Annotated in this window: 18 protein-coding genes and 3 tRNA genes; 15 read left to right on the forward strand and 6 right to left on the reverse strand. The window is 54.4% G+C overall.

Annotated elements, in window-relative coordinates; genetic code table 11:
* Positions 1–52: 52 nt before the first annotated feature.
* The gene (gene oadA, locus JJL52_RS17420) at positions 53–1,834 is read left to right on the forward strand and encodes a sodium-extruding oxaloacetate decarboxylase subunit alpha (RefSeq protein WP_202053771.1); all 1,782 of its coding nucleotides are present in this window, start codon (positions 53–55) and stop codon (positions 1,832–1,834) included.
* 86 nt (positions 1,835–1,920) lie between these two features.
* The gene (locus tag JJL52_RS17425) at positions 1,921–3,048 is read left to right on the forward strand and encodes a sodium ion-translocating decarboxylase subunit beta (RefSeq protein ID WP_202053772.1); all 1,128 of its coding nucleotides are present in this window, start codon (positions 1,921–1,923) and stop codon (positions 3,046–3,048) included.
* 510 nt (positions 3,049–3,558) lie between these two features.
* On the opposite strand, the gene JJL52_RS17430 is transcribed toward JJL52_RS17425, so the two are convergent.
* Positions 3,559–4,752, reverse strand: a complete 1,194-nt coding sequence (locus JJL52_RS17430; protein WP_202053773.1) for an OmpA family protein — start codon at positions 4,750–4,752, stop codon at positions 3,559–3,561.
* 273 nt (positions 4,753–5,025) lie between these two features.
* Here JJL52_RS17430 and gltX point away from each other — a divergent pair, with 273 nt between their 5' ends.
* The 6 genes from gltX to JJL52_RS17460 all read left to right on the forward strand — a co-directional run bounded on the left by gltX (position 5,026) and on the right by JJL52_RS17460 (position 9,499).
* A complete protein-coding gene (gene gltX / locus JJL52_RS17435) occupies positions 5,026–6,432 on the forward strand; it encodes a glutamate--tRNA ligase (RefSeq protein WP_202053774.1) in 1,407 nt (468 codons plus the stop codon).
* Between the two features lie 48 nt (positions 6,433–6,480).
* Positions 6,481–6,556, forward strand: a tRNA-Ala gene (locus JJL52_RS17440).
* A 28-nt stretch (positions 6,557–6,584) separates the two neighbouring features.
* Positions 6,585–6,660: transfer RNA gene (locus JJL52_RS17445), tRNA-Glu, on the forward strand.
* Positions 6,661–6,765: 105 nt separating this feature from the next.
* A tRNA-Glu gene (locus tag JJL52_RS17450) sits at positions 6,766–6,841 on the forward strand.
* 289 nt (positions 6,842–7,130) lie between these two features.
* Positions 7,131–8,393, forward strand: a complete 1,263-nt coding sequence (locus JJL52_RS17455; protein WP_202053775.1) for a glycosyltransferase — start codon at positions 7,131–7,133, stop codon at positions 8,391–8,393.
* 14 nt (positions 8,394–8,407) lie between these two features.
* Positions 8,408–9,499, forward strand: a complete 1,092-nt coding sequence (locus tag JJL52_RS17460; protein ID WP_202053776.1) for an oxidoreductase — start codon at positions 8,408–8,410, stop codon at positions 9,497–9,499.
* Between the two features lie 109 nt (positions 9,500–9,608).
* Here the strand turns inward: JJL52_RS17460 and JJL52_RS17465 are convergent, their stop codons facing one another.
* A complete protein-coding gene (locus tag JJL52_RS17465; RefSeq protein ID WP_202053777.1) occupies positions 9,609–10,589 on the reverse strand; it encodes a CobW family GTP-binding protein in 981 nt (326 codons plus the stop codon).
* A gap of 130 nt (positions 10,590–10,719) precedes the next feature.
* Positions 10,720–11,757 (reverse strand): class II fructose-bisphosphate aldolase, encoded by a 1,038-nt coding sequence (fba, locus tag JJL52_RS17470; RefSeq protein ID WP_202053778.1) that lies wholly within the window; start codon positions 11,755–11,757, stop codon positions 10,720–10,722.
* Between the two features lie 150 nt (positions 11,758–11,907).
* On the opposite strand from fba, the gene JJL52_RS17475 reads away from it, so the two are divergent.
* The gene (locus JJL52_RS17475) at positions 11,908–12,063 is read left to right on the forward strand and encodes a hypothetical protein (RefSeq protein ID WP_202053779.1); all 156 of its coding nucleotides are present in this window, start codon (positions 11,908–11,910) and stop codon (positions 12,061–12,063) included.
* Positions 12,064–12,242: 179 nt separating this feature from the next.
* On the opposite strand, the gene ntrC is transcribed toward JJL52_RS17475, so the two are convergent.
* The 3 genes from ntrC to glnA all read right to left on the reverse strand — a co-directional run bounded on the left by ntrC (position 12,243) and on the right by glnA (position 16,298).
* Entirely contained in the window at positions 12,243–13,652 is a 1,410-nt protein-coding gene (gene ntrC / locus JJL52_RS17480; protein ID WP_202053780.1) for a nitrogen regulation protein NR(I), read from the reverse strand.
* Entirely contained in the window at positions 13,645–14,694 is a 1,050-nt protein-coding gene (gene glnL / locus JJL52_RS17485; protein WP_202053781.1) for a nitrogen regulation protein NR(II), read from the reverse strand. The genes ntrC and glnL overlap by 8 nt, the downstream gene beginning before the upstream one ends.
* Before the next feature lie 194 nt (positions 14,695–14,888).
* Positions 14,889–16,298 (reverse strand): glutamate--ammonia ligase, encoded by a 1,410-nt coding sequence (gene glnA / locus JJL52_RS17490; protein WP_202053782.1) that lies wholly within the window; start codon positions 16,296–16,298, stop codon positions 14,889–14,891.
* Positions 16,299–16,728: 430 nt separating this feature from the next.
* Here glnA and JJL52_RS17495 point away from each other — a divergent pair, with 430 nt between their 5' ends.
* The 6 genes from JJL52_RS17495 to JJL52_RS17520 all read left to right on the forward strand — a co-directional run bounded on the left by JJL52_RS17495 (position 16,729) and on the right by JJL52_RS17520 (position 25,738).
* A complete protein-coding gene (locus JJL52_RS17495; protein WP_202053783.1) occupies positions 16,729–18,084 on the forward strand; it encodes a porin in 1,356 nt (451 codons plus the stop codon).
* 585 nt (positions 18,085–18,669) lie between these two features.
* Complete coding sequence (locus JJL52_RS17500; protein WP_202053784.1) at positions 18,670–19,008, forward strand: P-II family nitrogen regulator; 339 nt, start codon at positions 18,670–18,672, stop codon at positions 19,006–19,008.
* 37 nt (positions 19,009–19,045) lie between these two features.
* On the forward strand, positions 19,046–20,515 hold the full coding sequence (locus tag JJL52_RS17505) for an ammonium transporter (protein ID WP_202053785.1): 1,470 nt from the start codon (positions 19,046–19,048) through the stop codon (positions 20,513–20,515).
* 286 nt (positions 20,516–20,801) lie between these two features.
* Entirely contained in the window at positions 20,802–21,140 is a 339-nt protein-coding gene (gene glnK, locus JJL52_RS17510) for a P-II family nitrogen regulator (RefSeq protein WP_202053786.1), read from the forward strand.
* A gap of 12 nt (positions 21,141–21,152) precedes the next feature.
* Positions 21,153–22,436 carry an ammonium transporter gene (locus tag JJL52_RS17515; RefSeq protein ID WP_202053787.1) on the forward strand — a complete coding sequence of 428 codons (1,284 nt, stop codon included), beginning with the start codon at positions 21,153–21,155 and terminating at the stop codon, positions 22,434–22,436.
* 95 nt (positions 22,437–22,531) lie between these two features.
* Positions 22,532–25,738 (forward strand): DUF748 domain-containing protein, encoded by a 3,207-nt coding sequence (locus tag JJL52_RS17520; protein WP_202053788.1) that lies wholly within the window; start codon positions 22,532–22,534, stop codon positions 25,736–25,738.
* Positions 25,739–25,770: the final 32 nt, after the last annotated feature.

Here is a 25,770-nt window from a genome sequence, read left to right on the forward strand (position 1 = left end):
CCCGTTGAGGCCATGAAACCAACTTTTTAAGGATTTTGGAGAAAATTTAAGAATGGCGAAAGAGAAGATCAAGCCTTTGGCGATCACAGAAGTCGCGTTGCGTGATGCGCACCAGTCGATTTTTGCGACCCGGATGCGTATCGAAGACATGCTGCCGATTTGCGAAAAACTTGATCAGGTAGGCTATTGGTCGATCGAGTCCTGGGGCGGGGCGACTTTCGACGCCTGCATCCGGTACCTCGGTGAAGACCCGTGGGAAAGATTGCGTTTATTGAAGGCCGCGATGCCGAAAACCCGCCAGCAAATGCTGCTGCGCGGGCAGAACTTGCTCGGTTACCGGCACTTCGCCGATGACGTGGTCGACAAATTCATCGAACGCAGCGCAGTCAACGGGATCGATGTATTCCGGATTTTCGACGCGATGAACGACATGCGCAATATCGAACACGCGGTCAAGGCGGTACTTAGAACCGATGCCCACGCCCAGGGTACCATCTCTTACACGACCAGTCCCGTGCATACCCCGGATTCATGGGTCGATCTCGGCAAGCAGATCGAAGATATGGGCGCCCACTCGATTTGCATCAAGGATATGGCCGGGCTCTTGAAGCCTTATGAAGCGTTCGAACTGGTTTCGCGCCTGAAAAAGAGCACCTCGCTGCCGATCCATCTGCATTGCCATGCAACGACCGGATTGAGCATTCCGAGCTTGGTCAAGGCAGCCGAAGCGGGCGTCGATATGGTCGATACGGCTATTTCGCCGCTCAGCATGACCTACAGCCACAGCCCGACCGAAACGATCGTGGCAAGTCTCGAAGGAACCGATCGGGAAACCGGTCTGGACTTGGCCAAGCTCGAAGAAATCGCCGAGTACTTCCGGGGGATCCGCAAAAAATACGCGCAGTTTGAAGGCAGTTTGAAAGGTGTCGATAGCCGTATTCTGATCGCGCAGGTGCCCGGCGGCATGCTGACCAACATGGAAAACCAGTTGAAAGAACAGGGGGCTGCCGATAAATTCGATGAAGTGATGCACGAAATTCCGCGTGTGCGCGAAGATTTGGGCTTCATTCCGCTGGTCACCCCGACTTCGCAGATTGTCGGTACGCAGGCGGTGCTCAACGTCATCAGCGGCGAACGCTATAAAACGATTACTAAGGAAACGGCCGGCCTTCTGAAAGGCGAATACGGAGAGACTCCGGCGCCGGTTAACAAACAACTGCAGGAACGTGTGCTCGAAGGCGGGGCGCCGATTACCTGCCGGCCGGCCGATCTGATTGCCCCGGAAATGGACAAGTTGGTCGCCGAATTAAAGGAAAAGGCCAGGAAAGAAGGCATTAAGCTGGCACAAAATGTCGAAGAGGACGTTTTGATCAATGCGATGTTCAACCAGGTCGGTTGGAAGTTTCTGGTTAACCGCGGCAATCCTTCCGCATTTGAAGCTCCACCGGCCGGTGAAACGGCTGGAGCGCCCGTAAAAGCGCAGGGACAGGCTACGCAGGCGGTCGAGTCTTATGTGGTCAATGTCGATGGCCGAAACTTCAATGTGGTCGTGGGGCCGGGCGGGGCAGGCCTGACGATCGAGCCTGCCGCCCAGCCGATCGTGGTCCCGCAGCCGGGCACCGGCGGTGCGGTCATCGAAGCGCCGATGGCCGGCAATATTTTGAAGATTCTGGTCGAGCCAGGCAGTGTGGTAGCGGCCGGCGAGGTGGTTGTGATCATGGAAGCGATGAAGATGGAGACCGAAGTGCGCTCCAAATTCGCAGGCGTCGTCAGCGCCGTCCACGTCAAGGAAGGCGGAGGCGTAGCAGGCGGCGATGCCCTGATTACTTTATAAGGCTATTGGCTATACCGCACAAGGGGAGTATTTTGCCGCGGGCAAAAGGACAGTTGCAGTAACATCATCTCATTTCACGATCATCCATGGAAAACGTAATTTCACTTTGGCAGAGCACCGGCCTTTACAATATGAGCAGCGGCCAGGCTTTCATGATGCTGGTCGGCTTCGTGCTATTGTATCTGGCGATCAAAAAAGGATTCGAGCCTTTGCTGCTCTTGCCGATCGGCTTCGGCGCGGTGCTTAGCAATATTCCGGTTGCCGGTATCTCGGAGGAGGGCGGGCTGCTTTACTATCTCTACTTCGGCATTAAAGCCGGCATCTTTCCTTTGTTGATTTTCATGGGCGTCGGCGCGATGACCGATTTCGGGCCGATGATCGCGAATCCGAAAACCCTGCTGCTCGGCGCCGCCGCACAGTTGGGCATCTTCGCGTCTTTGCTGGGCGCCTTGGCGCTGAACGTCGTGCCGGGGCTCGAGTTCTCGCTCCGGGATGCGGCTGCGATCGGGATCATCGGCGGCGCCGACGGACCCACCGCAATTTATGTCGCTTCCCGGCTCGCACCCGACTTGCTCGGGGCGATCGCGGTCGCCGCCTATTCCTATATGGCGCTGGTGCCGCTGATTCAGCCGCCGATCATGCGTGCGCTGACGACCGAGGAAGAACGTAAAATCGAGATGCAGCAATTGCGCGCCGTCAGTAAAACCGAAAAAATCGTGTTTCCGCTGATGTTATTGACGCTTTGTATTCTGGTGCTTCCTTCCGCTGCGCCGTTGGTCGGCATGTTTGCGTTGGGCAATTTGATGAATGCATGCGGCGTGGTCGAGCGCTTGAGCCAGACCGCGCAGAATGAGCTGATCAATATTGTCACGATCTTTTTGGGTCTGTCGGTCGGATCGAAGCTCAGCGCGGAAGCTTTCCTGCAATATAAAACGCTCGGCATTCTGGCGCTGGGGGCGGCCGCGTTCGCGATCGGTACAGCCGGCGGCGTGATTATGGCGAAGATCATGAACCGGTTCAGCAGCACCCAGATCAATCCATTGATCGGGGCTGCCGGAGTTTCCGCAGTACCGATGGCCGCCCGCGTTGCGAATAAATTGGGCCTCGAAAGCAATCCCCACAATTTCCTGCTGATGCATGCGATGGGACCGAACGTAGCCGGCGTAATCGGTTCGGCGGTGGCGGCGGGTGTGTTGTTGAGCCTGGTCAAATAACCTCCGTGATAGCTGTTCACAGAGACAATCAAGGCGGTAGCCGGCTGGGCTACCCCTGCTAAGTTATTGAAATAAGAGAATTATCTCATAGTCTTGTGATGGTCGCCTCTAAGGCGGCCGGTAAACCACGGCCCGAATACTGTTGCCCGAAGGCAGATGGCTGCCTCAGCTTTGTCTGTTTCTCTGCGCCCGTTCCGTTTCAGGGGTACTTCCAGTCTTTCCTTACTGCCTGATAGTCCGCGTTTGTCCGGTCCGAGAGGCGCCGGTTCCTATTCCGTCAGGCACTGCCCCTAAGGCTTGTTTTTTGCTAACCATTACCCGGGCGGGGCGTTTGCGCCTATCTGTTCGCGTAAGCTGGTTTGCGGCAGACAGTACTTGAGTAAAAATCGGGGGCGATAAAAAAAGCCGCTCCGGTTTTCCCAGTTGTGGGGAATGGCCGGAGCGGCCTTGGGGGTGCGCAATACCGGACGGATCGAAGTGTCCGTCCGGAGTCGCGAAGAACGCCGGGTTCTAGCGGATAACCTTCAGTTCGACGCGGCGGTTGTTCGCGCGGCCTTCTTCGGTATCGTTGGTATCGATAGGGTGAGTCAGGCCGTAACCGACCGGCGTTAATGCTGCGTTGCTGCCGACATGCTTGCTCAGGTAATTGGCCACTGCTGTCGCACGCCGTTCGGAAAGTTTTTGGTTGTACTCGGCCGAGGCGGTATTGCTGGTATGGCCTTGTACTTCGATCGTCACGCCCGGATTATTGTTGATGACCTGAGCCGCCCTGTCCAGTTCTTCGTGGTACTCAGGCTTGATATTGCTTTTGTCATTGTCGAATTTGACGTCGACAATCCAGCAGCCGAATTGATTGACATGAGCACCTTTCAGCGTATCGGGGCAGCGGTCGTTGCAATCGTTGACGCCGTCGCCGTCGCTGTCGAGCGATTCACAGCCGGGAGCGGCCGCGGGAGCCGCCGGCTTCAGGAAAACATTCTTGACGAATTCCGCCATGCCGTCCGGCGTTGCGATGTTTTCCGCATCGGCGCGGAAACCGCAGCCGGCGATATCGGACAAGCTGTTCAGCAATAATTTGCCGTTCTCTTCGTGTTTGTTGCCGACCCAGACCGAGTAAACGCAAAGCCGGTCGCCGTATTGCTGCTTCAGGGCCTGCACGGCGGGAACCGGGCTGGCCTGGAGCTCGTATCCATCGCTGAGGATCAGCAAGGCGATACGGCCCGAGGTTCCGGAAAGGTCGGAAGCTGCGGCCTCGACCGCTGCGTGCATTGGAGATCCGCCGCTTGCGCAGGCCAGGGCATCGATCCCCGTGTTGAAGGCGGATTTGGAATAAGCGGTCAGCGGCAGATTATAAAGTGTGCTTTCCCATCCGCTGCAAGGGCCGAAACCGAAGCTGCGGATGCCGGAGGTCAATTTCAGGTCGGGAATGGTCTGGTTTACTCGGGAAAGAATGGCTTTTTCAACCGAAAGTTTTGCGGGTGCATGGCCGGACGAGAAACCGGAGCCGAGATACTCTTCGCTCATCGAAGAGGAAGAATCGTTAATTACATAAAAGTTATCGGTTTTTTGTTGATACTGCCCGGAGGTCAGCAATTCGTTCAGATCCCTGGCCGAAAAAGGCTCGGTCGTGCTTATGGGAGTCGATGCGCAACCGGAAAGGAATAAGGCCCCCAGCGACGCGGCGGCAATGAGTGATTTATTCATTGAAAATCTCCTTGTTACAAAACGATGAGATAAAGTTATTGCACAGTATCAGCAACAGTCCCGGATTCTAACATTGTCGATATGTTTTGAGTAGTTTATTTTGAGGCGGGTTGAACTTTTAAGATATTTTTCATACAGATTCGCCCTCTGCAGCAAAACGGATAATTCATCGGGTTCGGGAGCCGAAAAAAGAAGGTTTTCCGGGAATTGTAGCCAATGCCCGATAAAGGCTAAAATAACAGGTTAAATACCTTCATTTCACCATGGAATTCAATGACAATTACTACACGTTTTGCCCCGAGTCCCACCGGATACCTCCATATCGGCGGTGCCCGTACCGCGCTTTTTTCCTGGCTTTATGCCCGTAAACACGGCGGCGACTTTATCTTGCGCATCGAAGATACGGACCTCGAACGATCAACGCAGGAGTCGGTCAACGCGATTCTCGAAGGCATGACCTGGCTTGGTCTTGAATACGATAAAGGACCGTTCTATCAAACGCATCATTTCGATCGTTACAAGGAGATTATTCAGCAACTACTGGCTCAGGGTGATGCTTATTATTGTTGCTGCAGCAAGGAAGAGCTGGAAGCGGTGCGTAACGAGCAGATGGCCAATAAAGAAAAACCCCGTTACAACGGCAAATGCCGGGATAAAGGCTATAAAGGCGACGACGGACGCGATTACGTGGTCCGTTTTAAAAATCCGCTCGACGGCGTCGTTACGATCAACGATGTGGTCAAAGGCGAGATTGTGGTTGCCAATAAGGAATTGGATGATCTGGTGATTGCGCGGACGGACGGTTCGCCCACTTACAATCTGACTGTCGTGGTCGACGACATGGATATGAAAGTTACACACGTGATCCGCGGCGACGACCATATCAACAATACCCCCCGGCAGATGAACATTCTGGAAGCGTTGGGAGCTCCTTTGCCGTTATATGCGCATTTGCCGATGATTCTCGGTCCGGACGGCGCGCGGCTGTCCAAGCGGCATGGTGCGGTTAGCGTGATGCAATTCCGCGACGACGGTTATTTGCCGGAAGCCCTGCTGAACTATCTGGTGCGCCTCGGCTGGTCGCACGGCGATCAGGAGGTTTTTTCGGTCGACGAGATGGTCGAATATTTTGAACTGGAGAACGTGAATGTTTCCGCTTCGACGTTCAATACTAAAAAGCTGCTGTGGCTGAACCATCACTACATCATGAACAGTGACCCGGCGCATATCGCACGCCATTTGAGCTGGCATATCGGTCAACTGGGCATCGATCCTTCGGAGGGACCGGCCTTGGTCGAAGTAGTAAAAGCACAAAGGGAGCGCAGCCAGACTTTGGTTGAGATGGCGCGGGCGAGTGCTTTTTTCTACCGCGATTTTGAGGGGTACGATGAAAAAGCGGTTAAAAAGAACTTCAGCGCCGAAGCCGGGGAGGTCTTGGCCGCATTGTATGACCGGTTTGCCGAAACCGACGACTGGCAGAAAGAGGCGCTGCATCAGGTAATCGTCGATCTGGCTGAAGCGAAAGCATTGGGCATGGGCAAGGTGGCGCAGCCGCTGCGCGTGGCGGTGACCGGTACGGCAGTATCGCCGGCGATCGACGTGACCCTGGCGCTGCTCGGCAAGGGTAAGACCTTGTCCAGAATACGAAAAGCGATCGAGATGATAAAAAGTTTAAATTAAAGTTGGACAGAAGCAGTAATTACTGTATAATGGCCTTTCTTAACTGATGGGGCCATAGCTCAGCTGGGAGAGCGCTTGCATGGCATGCAAGAGGTCAGCGGTTCGATCCCGCTTGGCTCCACCAAATCAGTCGGATTGAAGCTTAATTTGTTGTCCCCATCGTCTAGCGGCCTAGGACACTGCCCTTTCACGGCGGTAACAGGGGTTCGAACCCCCTTGGGGACGCCATTAAACACTAGATCGCCTATTGTTTAATGTTAGACACTGATTAGGTGGATATCAGGCCGGCATTTTAGCTTGTTTGATAGCATGATGCCAGACAGATCCAATTCTGTCCCCATCGTCTAGCGGCCTAGGACACTGCCCTTTCACGGCGGTAACAGGGGTTCGAACCCCCTTGGGGACGCCATCTTTGAAGGGCTATCCGAATGAGGATAGCCCTTTTTTATTGCCTGCGATTTAGTGATGTTGACATTTCGTCGCAATCCTACAAAACCTAGTCCATTTTGAGTGAAGACGTTCTGCAGAACGGGATTGAGTGATGAGTACTGAAAACTGCTTTGAGCCCTTCTGCTATAACATGAACGCGTTGATGGGGCTTCCATAGATGCTGAACCGGCAGCAGCTTACCATGACGTTGATTGCCGGTCGGATATTCCGGCAATAGCCTATCTGCTGATCCTATTTTTTAATCGACTATGAAAATCGGCATTCAAACCTGGGGTTCCAACGGTGACGTCCGGCCCATGCTGGCGCTGGCCGATGGCCTGCGGAAAGCCGGCCATCAGGTCACGTTGGCGGTCAGCAGTATCGACAATCAAAGTTACCGATCGATCTGCGAGCAGATGCGGATTGGCTACCGGCAAATACCCGAGCGTTTCGCTTTCGATATGGAAGATTTTGCCGAGCGCTCGTTTCGGATGAATCCTTTGCAGTGGCTGAAGGCATTGCTGGATGAAGCCTTCTTTCCGGTCGAACCGTTAATCTATCAAGCCGCGCAGTCATTAGTGGCAGAAAACGATTGCGTGATCGGTCATCACTTTCTTTACCCGTTAAAACTGGCGGCGACGCTGCAAGATAAGCCATTTTTCAGCGTAACGCTCTGTCATGCGGCCGTTCCTGCTTCCGCTTTGCCGCCGTTCGGATTTCCGGATTTAGGCAAGCACCTCAATCCGATCAGTTGGAAACTGTTGGATGCGATTTTCAACTGGGCTTTGAAGCAACCTTTGACCCGGCTATGGCGAGAGGCCGGTCTGATGCCGCCCGCCCATATGCTCAGCGAACTCCTGACTTCGCAGCAGTTGAACCTGGTGGCGGTCGATCCGGTGTTTTGCCAGGGCAGAGAGGATTGGCCCGCATTTCATCAAGCTTGCGGATTTCTCAACTTGACCGAAGATACCCGGCGCTGGCAGTGGCCTGAATCGTTGCTGGCTTTTCTGGAAACAGGGCCGGCACCGGCGTACATGACCTTCGGCAGTCTGCAGCAGGCGGTCCCGGAATGGAGTATGGAGCTATTTTTACAGGCGGCGGAAAAATCCGGCTGCCGAGCTATCGTCCAGAGCAGTTCCCCGCGTTATCCGGCGGGCAGCCAACAAGGCAATGTCTATTTTATCGGCAAACATCCCCATCAGCCGGTCTTTGGCCGTTGTGCGGCGGTCGTGCATCACGGCGGCGCGGGCACGACGCAGGCGGCGACGCGCGCCGGCTGCCCTTCCGTGGCGGTACCGTTCATGGAAGAGCAGCTATTTTGGGCAACGCAGCTTCAGAGAATGGGGTTGGCGGGCAAACCGCTGCCGGCGAAAAGGGTTAACGCCGATGCGTTGGCGCAGGCCGTTGCGAACATTATCTCGGACCCTGGATATGGCAGCCGCGCCCAACGCATCGGCGAACAAATGCGAGCGCACGATGGCGTTGCCGAAGCCGTCGAGTTACTGACGGTAAAATTTCGATCCGTTATTTAAGAAAGGAGCATAAAGTGAATATTCTGTTTGACGCGCTCAAAGTCGGCGACCTCGAGTTGCCCAACCGCATCGTGATGGCGCCATTGACCCGCTGCCGCGCCGGCGTAGGCAGAGTGCCCAATGCGCTGATGGCGGAGTATTATGCGCAACGAGCCACTGCCGGATTGATTTTAAGCGAGGCGACCTGTGTTTCCCCGCACGGCGTCGGCTATCCCGACACGCCGGGTATCTGGTCGCACGAACAAGTCGAGGGCTGGAAACAAGTCACTCGAGCTGTGCATGACGCAGGCGGGAGGATTTTCTTACAGTTATGGCATGTCGGCAGGGTCTCGCATCCGGATTTCCTGAACGGAGAATTGCCCGTGGCGCCGAGCGCGATTGCGCCTGCGGGTCAGGTGAGCTTGTTGCGTCCCCAGCGCGAGTTTGTGACGCCGAGGGCATTGGAAGCGGCTGAAATTCCCGGCATCGTCGAAGCCTACCGGAAAGGCGCAGAAAATGCCGAACGGGCCGGGTTCGACGGGGTGGAAATCCACGGTGCTAACGGTTATCTGCTCGACCAGTTCCTGCAGGACAGCACCAACCATCGCGAAGACGAGTATGGCGGCTCCATAGAAAATCGGGCCCGACTGCTGCTGCAAGTTACCGATGCGGCTATCTCCGTCTGGGGCAGGGGCCGGGTCGGAGTCCATCTTGCGCCCCGAGGCGATGCGCATTCGATGGGCGATTCGCAGCCTTTGCAGACGTTCGGTTATGTCGCAGAGCAACTGGGCAGGCGCGGCATCGCCTTTATATTTACGCGGGAGTCTCTGGGAGCCGACCGCATCAGCCCGGCATTGAAAAAACGTTTCGGCGGTGTTTTGATTGCGAATGAAGGATTCAACCGCGATACGGCCGAGCAAGTGATCGTTGCAGGCGAAGCGGATGCCGTTTCGTTTGGCAAAGACTTCATTGCCAATTCTGATTTGGTGCGCCGTCTGCAACTGAATGTGGCGTTAAACCCTTACGATACTGCGACATTCTACGGCTACGGGCTGCCCGATTCGAAAGTCGGCTATACGGATTATCCTTGTTGGGACTCGGCCAAAGGGGCAGAAAAGATCAGCTAATAGATTGCTAAAGCATCGAAGCTTCCCACTGCTACACACTCTTTCTTTTGGAGCCAAATGGGGCTATCGGGATGCAATGGCGATAGGCATGAAATTCCGCTTTTTGCGCCTAATTCAGCCGAATCGCATTTTGACCGAGACTCGGCCTTAAACTAATCGATAATTCCTTGGCCAATTGTTCGAGGCCGGATCTCGCGATGAATATCAGCCGGCCACATCGGTCTTGATCGGCGCGTATCGGTAGATTGACCGGCGGATATAAACGGCCTGCTGCGGCATGAATGGCCCAGGCTTCGGTCGGCTCCGGCGAATAGACGATGCCTTTGATTCTGAGTAACTCGTCCGGATACCGAGCGAGTAATGCCTGCAATACGGATTGTAAGTGAGGCAGGTTGGGCGCATGGTCCAGGTAAAGCGATAAGCTTCGGAAGTTGTGCTCCGGCGATGACGCTTCGCTGGGCAGCCGGCGCAAGGGAAGCGGTCCAACGCTTAGCAAGCCTGCTGCATCGAAGGAGTCGAGCGTCGCAACCATTGTCGGCGTTGTCGGAGCAAGGGTTTTCAAATGCGTGGAGAGTTCTGCAATTTGCGAATCCTCGGCCCAATCGGCATGGGTCAACAGCAGCGCATCTGCCCAAGCGACTTGAGCCCGCGCCTCGGCGTGGCGGTCGAGTTGGGTACAAGCCGATGGAATGGCCAGCGTTGCTATGGTCTGCTGTAAGGCGTAGCGCTTGGCGATCCAGGGTTCGCGCAGCAGCGTATCCAGGAGCGGTTCCGGGCTGGCGACGCCGCTGGCCTCGATAATCAGGCGCGCGAAGGGTTTTTCCGCCGCACCGTTCCAGGCCATCCACAAATTCTTCAAGGTGGGTGCCAAGGTGCCTTTGATTTGGCAACACAAACACCCGCCCGACAACACCGTCATCGGGATGGACTGGTCCTTCAATAAATCCTGATCAACCGGCGTGCTGCCGAATTCGTTGATAATGACGGCCGTTTTGATGCCGTCCGTCAGCAATCGATTCAGCAGCGTGGTCTTGCCGCTGCCCAGGAAGCCGGTCAGGACGATGATTGGGATTCTGCTCGGGGTTATCATTTTTTCAGGCCCTGACGGCTCGTCATTGAAAAAATCGTATGATCGGGCTGACGTCGAATTAACGGGGCAGATTGATATTACACGTCATTCACACGTTGAAAACGAAATTTCATCGCTCGTTTTCTTTATCTTACTGGTAACGTCTTGCCATCTCGCGCAAGGGCACGACTTTGATTTTGCCGGCATGCCCTGCCGAGCCGAAGGCCTCGTAACGGGCCTGACACAATGCTTGCATCGCCTCTCTGGCCGCTTGGTAAATCTTGCGGGCATCCAGGTCGGGTGCATGTTCAGGCTGGGCGACATAGCGCCGGATGGCTCCGGTCGACGCCATACGTAAATCGGTATCGATATTGACTTTACGGACCCCGTATTTAATCCCTTCGACAATTTCAGCCACCGGCACGCCATAGGTTTGCGGAATGTCGCCGCCGTACTCATTGATGATTTCCAGCCAATCCTGCGGGACTGAACTGGAGCCGTGCATCACGAAGTGGGTATTCGGCAAACGTTGCTGCAAGGTTTTCAAGCGGCTGATCACCAGCACTTCGCCGGTCGGCGGCTTGCTGAATTTATAAGCGCCGTGGCTGGTGCCGATCGCGACGGCCAACGCATCGATTTGCGTTTGCCTGACAAATTCAACCGCTTCGTCCGGGTCGGTCAGCAATCGGCTGTGGTCCGGGTGGCCTGGCGACTTTGGGTTTGCCGCATCGCCTTGGGTTTCCAGCGAGCCTAGGCAGCCGATTTCGCCCTCCACGGAGACCCCGCAGGCATGGGCCATGTTGACTACGGTACGCGTGACTTCGACGTTATACTCGAAAGAGGCCGGGGTTTTCATGTCTTCCAAGAGCGATCCGTCCATCATCACCGAGCTGAAGCCGGATTGAACGGCTTGCGCGCAGATAGCTGGAGTAGGCGCATGATCCCGGTGCATCACGACCGGAATATGCGGATATTGCTCGACCGCGGCCAGAATCAAATGGCGCAAAAACACCTCGCCTGCATAGCGGTTAGCGCCGGCCGAGCCTTGCATGATCACCGGGCTGTCGCAGGCATCCGCTGCCTGCATGATGGCCTGAACCTGTTCCATGTTGCTGACGTTGAAGGCGGGAACGGCAAAGCCATGCTCCGCCGCATAATCCAAAACTTGTCGCAATGACGCTAAAGCCATGCTCGGCGCTCCTTACTGGGTTTGATTTTTTGGTTTTACTATCACCTGAGGATCACCTTGGGCAGGTGATGGGTGAGGAAAGGGGAGTAGTATGTTGGGTTATGATGCGATGTGCAATATAGAAACGTATTCCTGCGCCGCAGGGTCATCATGAGTCTGAATGACTTATTTAGCGAAGCGTTTACAGGAATAAAAGCGGATGCTGACCTATGGGGCGGCGTTACAGCAAACCAAAGATTGCTGACCAACATTCCCATCAACAACTTTCGAGAGAATTCGGAAAAGCTACTTTACTGGGAAAATTGAAGACGCTTCGCAATTTTTCAACCTCCGCTCAAAATTTCCCCCCCCTTTCTTGGTTGGGCGATAGCCGTAACCGAGCATTTTTTAGCCTCGATATGCCGGGTTACGGTGCGTCAATTCATACGAAAGGTGTAAAACGATAAGGGCTTAAACTGTGCAGAGGCAGGAGACGTACGGAAAAATCATTCCTCGATACCGAGTTCCTTGATTTTCCGGGTCAGGGTGTTTCGGCCGTAGCCCAGCAAGATGGCCGCTTCGTGGCGTTTGCCGTGAGTATGGTTCAATGCGGCCTTGATCAAAATCGTTTCGACGGCGGGGATCGTCTGTTTGGCGACTTCGTGTTCCTTGGTCATCAGTTGGCGGTCGATCCAGCTTCTGAGCATCGTTTCCCAGCTTCCGCTCTCCGTTTCGCGTTCGTGCGGTTTGTTCAGGAGTTCCGGCGGCAGGTCGTGCAGATGGATTTCGCGTCCGGAAGCCATGACGGTCAGCCAGCGGCAGCAGTTTTCGAGCTGGCGGACGTTACCGGGCCAGTCGAGGCTGCTCAGATAACTTTCCGCGTCGGGCCTTAGGGTTTTGACTTCGGTATTCAGTTCCTGCGCGGCCTGGGTCAGAAAGTGGCGGAGCAAGAGCGGAATGTCCTGTTTGCGGTCGCGCAGCGGCGGAATGTGTATTCGTATTACGTTCAGGCGATGGAACAGGTCTTCACGGAAGCGGCCTTGTTCGACCAATGCTTCGAGATTTTGATGGGTCGCGGCGATGATGCGCACGTCGACCTTGACCGAGAGATGGGCGCCGACCGGATAAAATTCACCGTCTGCAAGTACGCGTAACAGGCGCGTTTGTAGTTCGGCCGGCATGTCGCCGATCTCGTCGAGGAACAGCGTGCCGCCGTTGGCCTGTTCGAAGCGGCCCGCCCGACGGGCTTGGGCACCGGTAAAAGCGCCTTTTTCATGGCCGAACAGTTCCGATTCCATCAGGTCTTTCGGAATCGCGGCCATGTTCAGTGCGATGAACGGATTTTTGGCACGCGGGCTGTGTTTATGCAGAGCTTTCGCGACCAGTTCCTTGCCGGTGCCGGATTCGCCGTTGATCAGTACGGTGATGTTGGAGCGGGCCAGACGGCCGATCGCGCGGAACACTTCCTGCATTGCCGGTGCGGCGCCGATGATTTCGGGCGGCGATTCGAGCGCGGAGGCTTCTTTCTGGCTCTCCTGCTGCCGGCGGCTGTGCGTGCAGGCGCGGTGGGCCAGTTCGACCACTTCGTTGATGTCGAACGGTTTGGGCAGGTATTCGAAGGCGCCGCCGTGAAAAGCCGAGACCGCGCTTTCGAGATCCGAATGCGCGGTCATGATGATCACCGGCAGTCCCGGATAATTTTTTTGCACGCGGTCCAACAGCTCAAAGCCGTCCATGCCGGGCATCCGGATGTCGGTCAGGAGCGCGTCGGGGACCTCGTGCTGCAACGCATTCAGGAGTTCTTTCGCGTTTGCAAAAGTCATCGTTTGCATTTTGGCTTTTTGCAAGGCTTTTTCGACGACCCAACGGATCGATTTGTCGTCGTCTACGATCCAGACGGTTTCAGGTTTAGTCATTGCCAGATTCTATCGGTAGCAGAATGGTGAAAGTGGTATTGCCGGGTTCGCTCTGGCATTCGATCAGGCCGTTATGCTGGCTGATCAGGGAATGCGCGATCGACAGCCCGAGGCCGGTGCCTTCCGGGCGGCCGGTTATCATCGGGTAAAAAATCTGGTTCATCATCTCCGCGTCGATGCCGGGGCCGTTGTCGGTAATGTCGATTTTGACTGTCAATTTGTGGCATTTGCGCCCAATTGTGACATTCCGCTTGATCCGCGTCTTCAGTCGGATCACGCCAGCGTCATCAAGGGCCTGAACCGCGTTGCGCACGATGTTCAATACGGCCTGAATCAGCTGGTCCTTGTCCGCCCTCAAGTCGGGAATGCTCGGATCGTAGTCGCACAGGATCAAGATATTGCCGTTGGCCTCGGCTTCGACCAGTTGCCTGACCCGTTCCAGCACCTCATGAATATTCAACGGTTTTTTGTTCGGCAGTTTGTTCGGGCCCAGCATCTTGTCCATCAACCCTTGCAGCCGGTCCGATTCGGCAATGATGATGCCGGTATATTCTTTCAAATCGGGATCGACCAGTTCCAGGTCCAGAAGCTGCGCTGCCCCGCGGAGCCCGCCTAGCGGATTTTTGATTTCGTGCGCGAGCCCTCTCACCAGCAGCCTTGCGGTATTTTGCTGCGACAGCAGCTGTTCTTCTTTCGATATGCGCAGGTGATTGTCGACCTGCAGCAATTCGACCAGGACTTCGGGCTGGCCTTTTTCATTGATAAGAGGCGTGGCGCTGAAAGTGATCGTAATGCTCTGGCCGATCCGGTTCAAAGTGAGCGCGCGATCGAGCAGGGGCTCGGCCATTGCCAGCGATAGTTTCAAATTGGCGAGCAGTGCCGGTTCTGAGGTCTTGAACAATTCAGAGGCATTCATGCCGAGCAATTGATTGGCGCTGTCCGCCAGCAACACTTCACCGGAGGTATTGATATAGGCCAGGTTCAAGTCCCGGTCGAACAGTAAAATCGCGGAATTTAGGTGATCCAGTATCCTTTTATGCATGGCTGCCTTTAAAATCTAACTCATATTCTATGAGCGTTATTGTTAGCAATTTACAGACCAATGCACAAAAATGTGCGAAAAAATGCGGGGTTAGACGAAGTTGAGCATTTGAAGGGAATTATTATAGGGCAGAGCGAAAAAAAACGCCCCAAAATGGGGCGTTTTTGTGGAGCAAGGAAGCGATGTAAAAAATTTTACAAGCTGTAGTACATGTCGTATTCGACAGGGTGGGTGCTCATGCGCAGACGGGTGACCTCGGCCATCTTCAGATCGATGTAGCCGTCGATTACGTCGTCGGTGAAGACGCCGCCGCGGGTCAGGAACTCGCGGTCTTTATCGAGTGCTTCCAGCGCCTGGTCGAATGCATGGCAGACTTGCGGAATGCTTTTCGCTTCTTCTGCAGGCAGGTCGTACAGGTCCTTGTCCATCGCATCGCCCGGATGGATTTTGTTTTGAATACCGTCGAGGCCGGCCATCAGCATCGCCGAGAACGCCAGGTATGGGTTCGCGGTGGAATCCGGGAAGCGGACTTCGATGCGGCGGGCTTTCGGGTTGTTTACGAAAGGAATACGGATCGAAGCGGAACGGTTGCGTGCGGAGTAAGCCAGCATGACCGGTGCTTCGAAGCCTGGAACCAGACGCTTGTAGCTGTTTGTGGATGCGTTGGTGAACGCGTTCAGGGCTCTCGCGTGCTTGATGATGCCCCCGATGTAGTAGAGTGCAAGCTCAGACAGGCCGCCGTACTGGTCGCCGGTGAACAGGTTTACGCCGCCTTTCGAGAGAGACTGGTGAACGTGCATACCGCTGCCGTTGTCGCCGACCATCGGTTTCGGCATGAAGGTGGCGGTTTTGCCGTACGCGTGCGCGATATTCGCGACGACGTATTTCAGTTCCAGCACTTCATCGGCTTTTTTAACCAGCGTGTTGAATTTTACGCCGATTTCGCATTGGCCTGCGGTTGCCACTTCGTGATGGTGCACTTCGGTTCTCATGCCCATTTCGCCCAGAACTTGGCACATCGCGGAACGCATGTCCTGCAGGGAGTCGACCGGTGGCACCGGGAAGTAGCCGCCTTTTACGCTTGGGCGGTGGCCGATGTTGCCGTCAGGATAGACTTTTTCGGAGTTCCAGCCCGCTTCTTCGGAATCGATCTTGAAAAAAGCCCCGCTCATGTCCGCGCCCCAGCGCACGTCGTCGAAAATGAAGAATTCGTTTTCCGGGCCAAACAAAGCGGTATCCGCAATGCCGGTGGACTGCAGATAAGCTTCCGCGCGTTTCGCGATCGAACGCGGGTCGCGCTCGTAGCCTTGCATGTTTTTCGGTTCGATGATGTCGCAACGCAGAATCAGCGTCGCATCGTCATAAAATGGATCCATGACCGCAGTGGCCGGATCGGGCATTAAAATCATGTCCGATTCGTTGATATGCTTCCAGCCGGCGATCGAAGAACCGTCGAACATATTACCTTCTTCGAAAGTATCTTCGCTGATGGTGTGCGCTGGGAAAGTGACGTGTTGTTCCTTGCCGCGGGTATCGCAAAAACGGAAATCGACGAATTTTACGTCGTTATCCTTAATCATTTTTAATACATTTTCTACAGACATCTAATTAGTCTCCTGAGATCGGTTTGTGTCAAATGGTTTAGCCAAACTGGACTACGATAACATTTTTTTTGTCGAATGATCTACAAAAAAAAATTGAACTTATTTTGCTTAAAACTAAAACGGCTGATGAGCGAGGGAATGGATTTCCTTAAAAAAAGCCTAGTTATGGTGCGAGTAAAAGAAAAATGCACAAATGTGGTGCGTAATATTTTGCCTTCTTTAGACTGCGGGACTGGTTCATGCATACCAATATCATGAATTTATGTTGTATTTTGGCAAAAAATATTGCTGCAAAGCAACTGGCATTAATATTGCTTATACATTTTCAGGTGCATCACGCGCTAATGATTGGTCCCAATGCTGGGCAATCGGATTGTTTAGCCGTAATGTTCATTGACAGACCAAGATAATCTAATGCAGGGCTATCACCATGAAAAAATATCAAAGCAATGATCGCGCCAGTTTTAAACCTTTGGCGTTAGGAATGGCACTTTACTCGGCCGTGGGCGCGATCAACGCCGCTACATTGACCGAGGCGGAACGGCTCCTGGAAGCAGCAGGCGATCCGAATGGCAGTTCCTTCATGAAAAAGTACGGGCTTACGGTAGGCGGTTGGGCGAATGCCGGCATTACTTATAATTCGATCAGTCCGGAAAACAATTTTAACGGGCCGGTGACGTTCGGTGACCGCTCGGGGGAATTTCAATTGAATCAGTTGAATTTATTCCTCCAACGCGCAGTTGCGACAGAAGGCGACAGCTTTGATTTGGGTTTTCGTTTCGACGTGATGTTCGGCACCGACGCGATCTTTACCCAGGCCTACGGTGTGCCGGCATTCGACGTAAATTCCGGGCTGCCTTTGAACAGAAACCACTGGGATTTGAATTTAATCAACAGCAATGACAACCGCTTCTACGATCTGGCATTTCCGCAAGCTTACCTGGAAGCGTATCTGCCGATCGGCAACGGCTTGAATATTAAGGCAGGCCACTTCTACACTCCGATCGGCTATGAAACGGTGCCGGCGCCGGATAACTTTTTCTACACGCACGCTTACACGATGCAGTACGGCGAGCCGTTTACCCATACCGGTATTCTCGGCAGCTATACGATCGACGATCATTGGTCCGTGGTCGGCGGCGCGGTGACCGGCAGCGCGACCGGCGGCTGGGACGGCGGCTGGGACAAGCATTTGGGTAACTGGGCGGGCATTGCCGGCGCAACCTGGACCAACGCGGATTCGGGAACCTCTTTGAATGTGACCGGTACCTATGGCGGAACGTCGGAACAAAGCAGCAAGGGCTGGGGCATGTACAGCGTGGTGTTGAAGCAGGATATCGGCGACAAGACCCACTGGGTGCTGCAGCACGATCACGGATACGCCAACGGCGTCTTAACCGCGAAGGGTGTGGAAGATGCGGAATGGTACGGCATCAACACGCATTTGTACTATGACATCAGCGATACCTTGACTGCGGGCATTCGCGGCGAATGGTTTCGCGATCAGAACGGATTTAGAGTCTTTTCTCCTGGACGGGTAGGGGCGGCAACCGACGGCAGCGGCAACAGTTTCGCAGCAGCAGGCAATTTCCTGTCGACCAGCGCGCCTTCCAGTTATTATGCCGTGACGGCAGGCATCAACTGGAAACCGCTCAAATGGCTGAATTTGCGTCCGAACGTGCGTTACGACTGGGCCGATGGTGCCCGGCCTTTCGGCGATACCGGCGCAACGACCGGCAAACTGGATCAGTTCCTATTTTCAACGGATTTTACGATCAGCTTCTAGCCATACGCAATTTAAAAGCTAAACCAAGATGCGCCTAAGGGCGCATTTTGTTTTGGGGATAAGTAACTGAACACGCTTTTTTCTAAATTTCCTGTGCGTTGGAAACTGTATATATCCCGGATTAAAAATGCACCAGGATGAATGGCACAGATTCTCCCTGTGCTAAAAATAAAGATTTAGGTACATTTTGCGGACTTAATAGGTACATGATTTATCCATTAAGTTCTTTATAAGCACCAATATGGGGCGTTTAAGGATGAAACGGACGGAAACGGTGCGCTAATTTTTGGTAGCCGGTCTTGGTATCGGAAATGAAGACCGCCTTTTCCCTTGGCTATTCGTAATAGGGCGAGCCAAGTTAGGGATCATAAGCCTTCTGTTGATGGTCATGCAGGAGGCGATATCCATTGTAGAAGATGGGCAAAGAGGGGCTGACTTTTCGGTCCCTACTTAATGAGAACTGTGCCTGATCAGCCCGCTGTCCGGAGGAACTGCCGACGTATCGGCTTACGATCATCAGATATTGGCATAATCATTGCTTTGGATTGATGCGGAATCATTTTTTTATTCAGCAAGAGGCAATTTATGAAACTGATCACAGCAATCGTTAAACCCTTCAAACTGGACGACGTCCGCGAGGCGCTTTCAGAGATCGGGGTTACCGGCGTCACCGTCACTGAAGTCAAAGGGTTCGGTCGCCAGAAAGGGCATACCGAGTTGTATCGCGGCGCTGAATATGTCGTAGACTTTTTGCCGAAAACCAAAGTGGAAGTGGCGGTTTCCGCTGCGCTGCTCGATCAGGCACTCGAAGCGATCACCAAAGCGGCGGGAACCGGCAAGATTGGCGACGGCAAGATTTTCGTGACGGAGTTGGAACAGGTTATTCGAATCCGTACCGGCGAAACGGGCGAAGAAGCTCTCTAGAGATTAAAAGCCGATAATTATATAAGGTGGATTTTCTATGAAAAAACTGACACTGATTTTACCCCTGTTACTGCTGCTGGGTTTTGCGGGGATCTCTTTTGCCGAGCCTGCGGCCGACGTCGTGCAAACGACTACTTTGGCCGACCCGGCCCAACCGGTCACCGAAGCGCTGCCTGCGGCCGTGCCTGCCGCAGCGCCCGCAGCCGATAAAGGCGATACCGCCTGGATGATCGTCGCGACCGTGCTGGTCATCCTGATGGTGATTCCGGGGCTGGCGCTTTTTTACGGCGGCATGGTGCGTGCGAAGAACATGCTGTCGATCTTGATGCAGGTATTCGTGATTTTTTCGCTGATGGCGGTGCTCTGGGCGATCTACGGCTACAGCGTCGCGTTTACCGAAGGAAACGCCTTTTTCGGCGGTTTCAGCAAAATGTTCCTGATCGGCATCACGCCCGATTCGCTGGCTGCAACATTCAGCAAAGGCGTATATGTGCCGGAGTTCATTTATGTCGCGTTTCAGCTGACCTTCTCGGCGATTACGCCCGCACTGATTATCGGCGCGCTTGCCGAGCGGGTTAAGTTCTCCGCGGTGCTGCTGTTTGTATTTCTCTGGTTTAGCTTTGCTTATTTGCCGATGGCGCACATGGTCTGGTTCTGGGCCGGTCCCGATGCCTATACCGATGCCAAGGCAGCGGAAGCGGCCGGCGCGACTGCCGGGTTCCTGTTTCAAAAAGGCGCGCTGGATTTCGCCGGCGGTACCGTCGTCCATATCAATTCGGGCATTGCCGGTCTGGTCGGCTGCATTCTGGTGGGTAAACGTATTGGCCTCAGGAAAGAATTTGTGGGCCCGCACAGCGTGACGATGACGATGATCGGCGCTTCATTGCTGTGGGTGGGCTGGTTCGGTTTCAACGTCGGTTCGAATCTGGAAGCGAACGGTCTGGCTGCGCTGGTCTTCGTGAACACGCTGCTGGCCAGTGCGGCCGCCACGCTGTCATGGATCGCTGCGGAATGGCTGCTGCGCGGTAAAGCCAGCATGTTGGGTGCGGCTTCCGGTTCGATCGCCGGGCTGGTGGCGATTACTCCGGCTTGCGGATGGGCGGGGCCTGTGGGTTCGATTTTTCTCGGCCTGGTTGTTGGCGCGGCCTGCTTCTGGGCGGTGACCGGATTGAAAGCGAAGTTCGGCTATGACGATGCGCTGGATGCATTCGGCGTGCATGGGGTAGGAGGCATTATCGGGGCTTTGGGCACCGCGATTGTCGCTAATCCTGCCATGGGCGGAACTGGTGTTTGGGACTACGTCGCGAACGGTGTCGCCGAATATAGCCTGAGCGGACAGCTGATCAGTCAGCTTTGGGGCGTAGGCGTATGCATTATCTGGTCTGGCCTCGTTTCGTTCATTGCCTTCAAATTCGTGGACATGATTATCGGGCTTCGCGTTACCGAAGAAGTCGAGCGCGTCGGGCTCGATGTGTCGGAGCATGGCGAGACGGCATACCATATATAAGGTAATAGAGTTTTAAGCGTCATTTTCGCAAGCCGCCAGCCGATTCGATCGGCTGGCGGCTTGCGGTTTTTTCATCAGGGGAACAATAACAATAACTTTATCGGAGGTCGGCCCGCGAAATGATAAAAATGGCTTCTGGTCTGGGGAAGCTGAACAATGCCCCTTTTTGTGTTACGGCCCTCTTCAGGGCTGTTTGTATTAGGGAGGAATTGTAAATCAAAAAGGATTGTGTATGATTGCAAAATTTCCGAAGTCAATTTTTCGTTACTTGTGACAGAGAGACATTATGAAATTAATAACAGCAATAATTAAACCGTTCAAACTCGATGATGTCAGGGAAGCCCTGTCCGAGATCGGCGTCGCGGGTGTCACCGCGACAGAGGTAAAAGGTTTTGGCCGGCAGAAAGGTCACACCGAGTTGTATCGGGGTGCGGAATATGTGGTCGATTTTTTACCGAAGGTGAAGCTCGAAATCGCGGTGTCGGACGACGTACTCGACAAAGCGGTCGAAACGATCGTGAAGGCGGCGAATACGGGCAAGATCGGCGACGGTAAAATTTTTGTGACCAATCTAGAACAAATCATCCGAATAAGAACCGGCGAAACCGGCGAGGATGCCATTTAAATAGTGAAGAGAATGCAACCCAAACGACTCTTTTTTAGCTTACTCTTGTTACCGTTCGCGGCGGAGGCGGACCCGATCAACCAGGCCAATACGGCATGGATTCTAACCTCGACCGGCCTGGTTTTGTTTATGACGCTGCCGGGCTTGTCGCTGTTTTATGCGGGCCTGGTGCGCAGCAAAAACGTGCTGTCGGTGCTGATGCAGTGCTTTGCGATTACCTGCCTGGTTTCGATCTTGTGGCTGGCCGGCGTGTACAGTTTGATTTTCGCCAACGGCGGCGATTATCAGAAGCTGATCGGCGGTTTCTCGAAAGCGTTTTTGCCCGGAATCAGCACCGCTTCGCAAGTCGGCGATTTGCCCGAAACCGTTTACTTCATGTTTCAGATGACCTTTGCGATCATTACCCCGGCACTGATCGTGGGCAGTTTCGCCGAAAGGATGAAATTCTCGGCGATGCTCTGGTTCAGTGGCCTGTGGCTGTGCCTGGTCTATGTCCCGATTTGCCACTGGATCTGGGGCGGCGGCTGGCTGGCGGAGCTGGGCGTTCTCGATTTTGCCGGAGGTATCGTGATTCATGTAAACGCCGGCGTCGCTTCGTTGGTCGCGGCGCTGGTCATCGGTCGCCGGCGCGGTTTTCCGACCACGGCGATGCCGCCGCACAACATGACCATGGCGGTGACCGGCGCGGGTATGCTTTGGGTCGGCTGGTTCGGTTTTAATGCAGGCAGCGCGCTGACCGCGGACGGCCGTGCCGGCATGGCGCTGCTGGTAACCCATGTCGGTGCGGCTGCCGGGGCGTTGACCTGGATGGTGATCGAATGGCGGCGTTTCGGCAAGCCGAGCGTATTGGGCATCGTGACCGGGATGGTCGCAGGTCTCGGTACGATCACGCCGGCTTCGGGCTACGTCGGCCCTTTCGGTGCGCTGGTGATCGGCGTCGTGGCTGGCGCGGTCTGTTTCTTTGCGACGCAGTATGTCAAACGCACGTTGAAGATCGACGATTCATTGGACGTATTTCCGGTACATGGCGTCGGCGGGATCACGGGGTCCTTGCTGACCGGCGTTTTTGCTTCCGGCAGTTTTGGCGGCTTGGGACTGGCCGAAGGCGTCACGATCGGCAGCCAGGTCGGCGTGCAGGCGCTGGCGATTTTAGTAACGATGGCCTGGAGCGCGTTTTTCAGTTTTCTGTTGTTGAAATTGATCGACAAATTCGTCGGCTTGCGCGTAACCGCCGATGAAGAAGTGCAGGGCCTCGATCAAGTGTTGCACGAAGAAACCGGCTACGTGAATTTATAGTCCGGAGACGTTTCGATAAAGTAAAAAGGCGGCTTACGAGTCGCCTTTTTTATTGGCAAGGGCTATGCTAATCTACGAAAAATTGAAGGACTCGTATGAAGGCTCGAACCTTGTTGACCAAGATTTTAAAAGGATTGGCTATTGCTGCAAGCATCGTGCTTTTATATGCGCTGGCCGGCTTTTATGCGGTGCCTTATCTGGTTAAGTCCAAGGCGCCGACAATGATCAAGGAGTTGACCGGCCGGGGGGCATCGATCGCGAAGGTCGAGCTGAATCCTTTTTCATTCCGGATGTCCGTTCAGGGTTTCGCGCTGCAGGAAAAGAACGGCCAGTTGTTTGCGGGTTTCGAACGCTTCGCCGCCAACCTCGAACTCTGGCGTTCTCTAAAGGAATCTGCGCTCACGATCGACGATGTGCAATTGCTCAAACCCTCCGTCCGTTTGGCCCGGTTTAAAAACGGCCAATTCAATTTCGCCGATTTATTGGCCGACAAAGAAGAACCCCAGCCCAAGAGCGAACGCGCTTTGTTTCCCGTACAGATCGGCCGTTTGGTGGTGGCGGACGGTAAATTGCTCTGGGAAGACGAGCAGTCCGGTAAACCGGTTAAAGAAGAAGTCGTGCCGATCGGCTTGACTGTGGAACAGTTTTCGCTGGCGCAGAATCAGCCTTTTTCTTTGCATTTAAAGATGGCGTTGAAGTCGGGCGGAACCCTGGACTGGCAAGGCGAAGCGGGCATTGAACCATTATTCTCGAAAGGCCGTCTCACGCTGGACCAGCTCAAGCTGCAGAATCTGACCGGAATTGCGTTGCCGCAGACGGTAAGCTTTACTCTGCAGGGCGATGAAGTGCTGGAGGCTGAATACCGTGTCAATTATTCGGCGGCGAAGGGACTGGCGCTCGAAATTCCGAAGAGCCGATTCGAACTGAAAGATTTCGCCTATGCGTCTGCCGAAACACCGGGGCTGGCAGCCAAATCCTCCACTATTTCGCTGGAGGCCGGCTATAAAATCATTTATACCGGCCGGCAATGGCAGGTTGCGGCTGAAAAAGCGGAAGCCAAACTGCGTGATGTGGTCTTGACCGGTTTTGCGCCGGCAAAGGCTGCGTTGAAAATTCCCGAAATCGTGATGGCTGCGGCATGCGATATCGGTAATGAGAAAAACGGTTTCAATGTGATCGTTCGGAATGGGCAAGCGGCGCTTCGCGGCAGTGAATTTTCCGAAAATCCCCAAGACCAGCCCTTGGTCAAAATAGGCAGCCTGGCCGGCGAGGGAATCGATTTGAACCTGCTCCAGCGCGCGGTTTCGATAAATACGATCAAATCGGAAAATGCCGACATACAAGCCTGGCTGACTAGAGAAGGAAAACTCAATTATCTGGCCCTGCGGCCGGAGAACGGCAAGCCGGCAACCGCCGAAAAGCCGGTTCCCCCGCCTGAAAAACACATTCAGCCCTGGAAGATTGCGCTGAAGTCGGCCGCATTGACCGGTTTCGGCGTCAATTTCGAAGACAGGACAGGAAGCAAGCCGGTCGCGGTGCAAGTCAAGCCGATCGATTTGACGCTGCGCGATTTCACCAATGCCGAAGGCGCTAAATTGCCCGTGCAGTTGAGCGCCGGTTTCAACCAGCACGGACGCATCAAGCTGGACGGCGATGTCGTGATCAGTCCTTTCATCGCGAGCTTGAACGTAGCGGTCGCGGATATTGCGCTCGACAGATTCCAGGCCTATGTCGACCGGTTTGCCCGCCTCGATGTAATCGACGGCGGTTTTTTTGCGGAGGGCAAGCTGGACATCCAGTTCAGGGAGCAGCCCGACGTCAAATTTCGGGGACTTGCAGGGGTAGAGGAATTGGTGACACGCGACCAGTTGCAGAATAAGGACTTCATCAAGTGGCGGAAGCTGACCCTGAACGGGATCGATGCGGATCTATCGGCTAATCGCTATACCGCCAAGCGCCTGTTGATCGAGAAACCTTATGCGCGGGTCGTGATTAGAAAGAATAAGACGGTCAACGTGAATGAGGTGTTATCGACCGGGCATGACGGCAGCAAGTCTGCCGCGTCCGCAACGCCCAAGCAGCAGGATGCCGGGCGCAAGCCGTATTTCCGGCTTGACCAGGCGCTGGTGCATGACGGCTCGTCCGATTTCGCCGATCTTTCGTTGATTCTGCCTTTCGCTGCCGAAATCAAGGAATTGAACGGCGGCGCGTCAGGATTTTCTTCCGAAAAGAAATCCAATGTCAAAGTGTCGCTGAAAGGCAATGCTTACGATCTGGCGCCGGTCGACGTGCAAGGTGAGGTAAGCCCCTATCGCGGCGAATACGATGTGGAATTGAGCTTCCACGGCTTGCCGATGCCGCTGATCAGCCCTTACATGGTGCAGTTTGCCGGTTATAAAGTCGAAAAAGGCAAATTGAACCTGGATTTGAAGTACCGGGTCGAGAAGGGGGCCCTGACCGCGTCCAACAATATTTTGATCGATCAGTTCGAGCTTGGCGAAAAAGTCGAAAATCCCAATGCGGTGTCGTTGCCGCTGGATTTGGCGGTTGCTCTGCTGAAGGACAGCGATAACCGGATCAAGCTGGACGTGCCGATTACCGGCAGCCTGGAAGATCCGAAATTCAGCATTCGGGCGCTCGTCGCCGATGCACTGGTGAATGCGCTGAAAAAGGTAATTGCCTCGCCGTTCAAAGCGGTTGCTTCGCTGTTTAAGGATGGGGAAAATCTGGATCATATCGACTTTAAAGCCGGCAAGGCCGAATTGGATCAGGCTCAACTGGCCAAACTCGACAATTTGGCGAAGGCGCTGAAAGAGCGGCCTGCGTTGAATCTCGAAATCAAGGGCGCCGCCTATGTGGAACAGGACTGGCCGGCCTTGAAGGACGCGGCGCTGTATGACCGGTTAAAGAGCTTGAAAGCGGCCGAGCTCGCGAAAAAAGGCAAAAAAGTCCGGGTAGAATATATCGAATTGTCTGACGACGAGTATAAGGATTATCTGGCGCAGATGTTCATCGAAAAATTTCCGTTGCTTGCGGAGCGTTCGTTGTTCGGCAAGCCGCGTCTGGTCGATGAGAAGGCCGGCGATTTTTACGAGGTGGCGAAACAAAAACTGTTCACGATCATCAAGCCGGAAGTCGAGCGTTTGAAAGATTTGGCTGCGAAACGCGCCCAGGCTATCGCCAAACATGTCGTTCAACAGGGCGGTATTCCGCCCGAGCGGGTGTTCATTCTCGACACGGCGATCAATCCGGAACGGGAAGGGCAGGGAATCGTTACGCGGTTATCGTTGAAAGCGCATTGATCGGTTTGGTGTAGGGTACGCTGAGCGTACCG

This window comes from Candidatus Methylomicrobium oryzae (genome assembly GCF_016745425.1).
Lineage (GTDB): Bacteria > Pseudomonadota > Gammaproteobacteria > Methylococcales > Methylomonadaceae > Methylomicrobium > Methylomicrobium oryzae.

What these genes read in the sequence shown, in the direction of transcription:
- glnL (WP_202053781.1), bottom strand. Translation starts at nt 14,694, where the DNA reads ATGCATAAAAGGATACTGGATCACCTAAATTCCGCGATTTTACTGTTC.
- JJL52_RS17465 (WP_202053777.1), bottom strand. Translation starts at nt 10,589, where the DNA reads ATGATAACCCCGAGCAGAATCCCAATCATCGTCCTGACCGGCTTCCTG.
- glnK (WP_202053786.1), top strand. Translation starts at nt 20,802, where the DNA reads ATGAAATTAATAACAGCAATAATTAAACCGTTCAAACTCGATGATGTC.
- gltX (WP_202053774.1), top strand. Translation starts at nt 5,026, where the DNA reads ATGACAATTACTACACGTTTTGCCCCGAGTCCCACCGGATACCTCCAT.
- JJL52_RS17425 (WP_202053772.1), top strand. Translation starts at nt 1,921, where the DNA reads ATGGAAAACGTAATTTCACTTTGGCAGAGCACCGGCCTTTACAATATG.
- JJL52_RS17500 (WP_202053784.1), top strand. Translation starts at nt 18,670, where the DNA reads ATGAAACTGATCACAGCAATCGTTAAACCCTTCAAACTGGACGACGTC.
- JJL52_RS17430 (WP_202053773.1), bottom strand. Translation starts at nt 4,752, where the DNA reads ATGAATAAATCACTCATTGCCGCCGCGTCGCTGGGGGCCTTATTCCTT.
- JJL52_RS17475 (WP_202053779.1), top strand. Translation starts at nt 11,908, where the DNA reads ATGAGTCTGAATGACTTATTTAGCGAAGCGTTTACAGGAATAAAAGCG.
- JJL52_RS17505 (WP_202053785.1), top strand. Translation starts at nt 19,046, where the DNA reads ATGAAAAAACTGACACTGATTTTACCCCTGTTACTGCTGCTGGGTTTT.
- JJL52_RS17495 (WP_202053783.1), top strand. Translation starts at nt 16,729, where the DNA reads ATGAAAAAATATCAAAGCAATGATCGCGCCAGTTTTAAACCTTTGGCG.
- JJL52_RS17515 (WP_202053787.1), top strand. Translation starts at nt 21,153, where the DNA reads ATGCAACCCAAACGACTCTTTTTTAGCTTACTCTTGTTACCGTTCGCG.
- oadA (WP_202053771.1), top strand. Translation starts at nt 53, where the DNA reads ATGGCGAAAGAGAAGATCAAGCCTTTGGCGATCACAGAAGTCGCGTTG.
- fba (WP_202053778.1), bottom strand. Translation starts at nt 11,757, where the DNA reads ATGGCTTTAGCGTCATTGCGACAAGTTTTGGATTATGCGGCGGAGCAT.
- JJL52_RS17520 (WP_202053788.1), top strand. Translation starts at nt 22,532, where the DNA reads ATGAAGGCTCGAACCTTGTTGACCAAGATTTTAAAAGGATTGGCTATT.
- ntrC (WP_202053780.1), bottom strand. Translation starts at nt 13,652, where the DNA reads ATGACTAAACCTGAAACCGTCTGGATCGTAGACGACGACAAATCGATC.
- glnA (WP_202053782.1), bottom strand. Translation starts at nt 16,298, where the DNA reads ATGTCTGTAGAAAATGTATTAAAAATGATTAAGGATAACGACGTAAAA.
- JJL52_RS17455 (WP_202053775.1), top strand. Translation starts at nt 7,131, where the DNA reads ATGAAAATCGGCATTCAAACCTGGGGTTCCAACGGTGACGTCCGGCCC.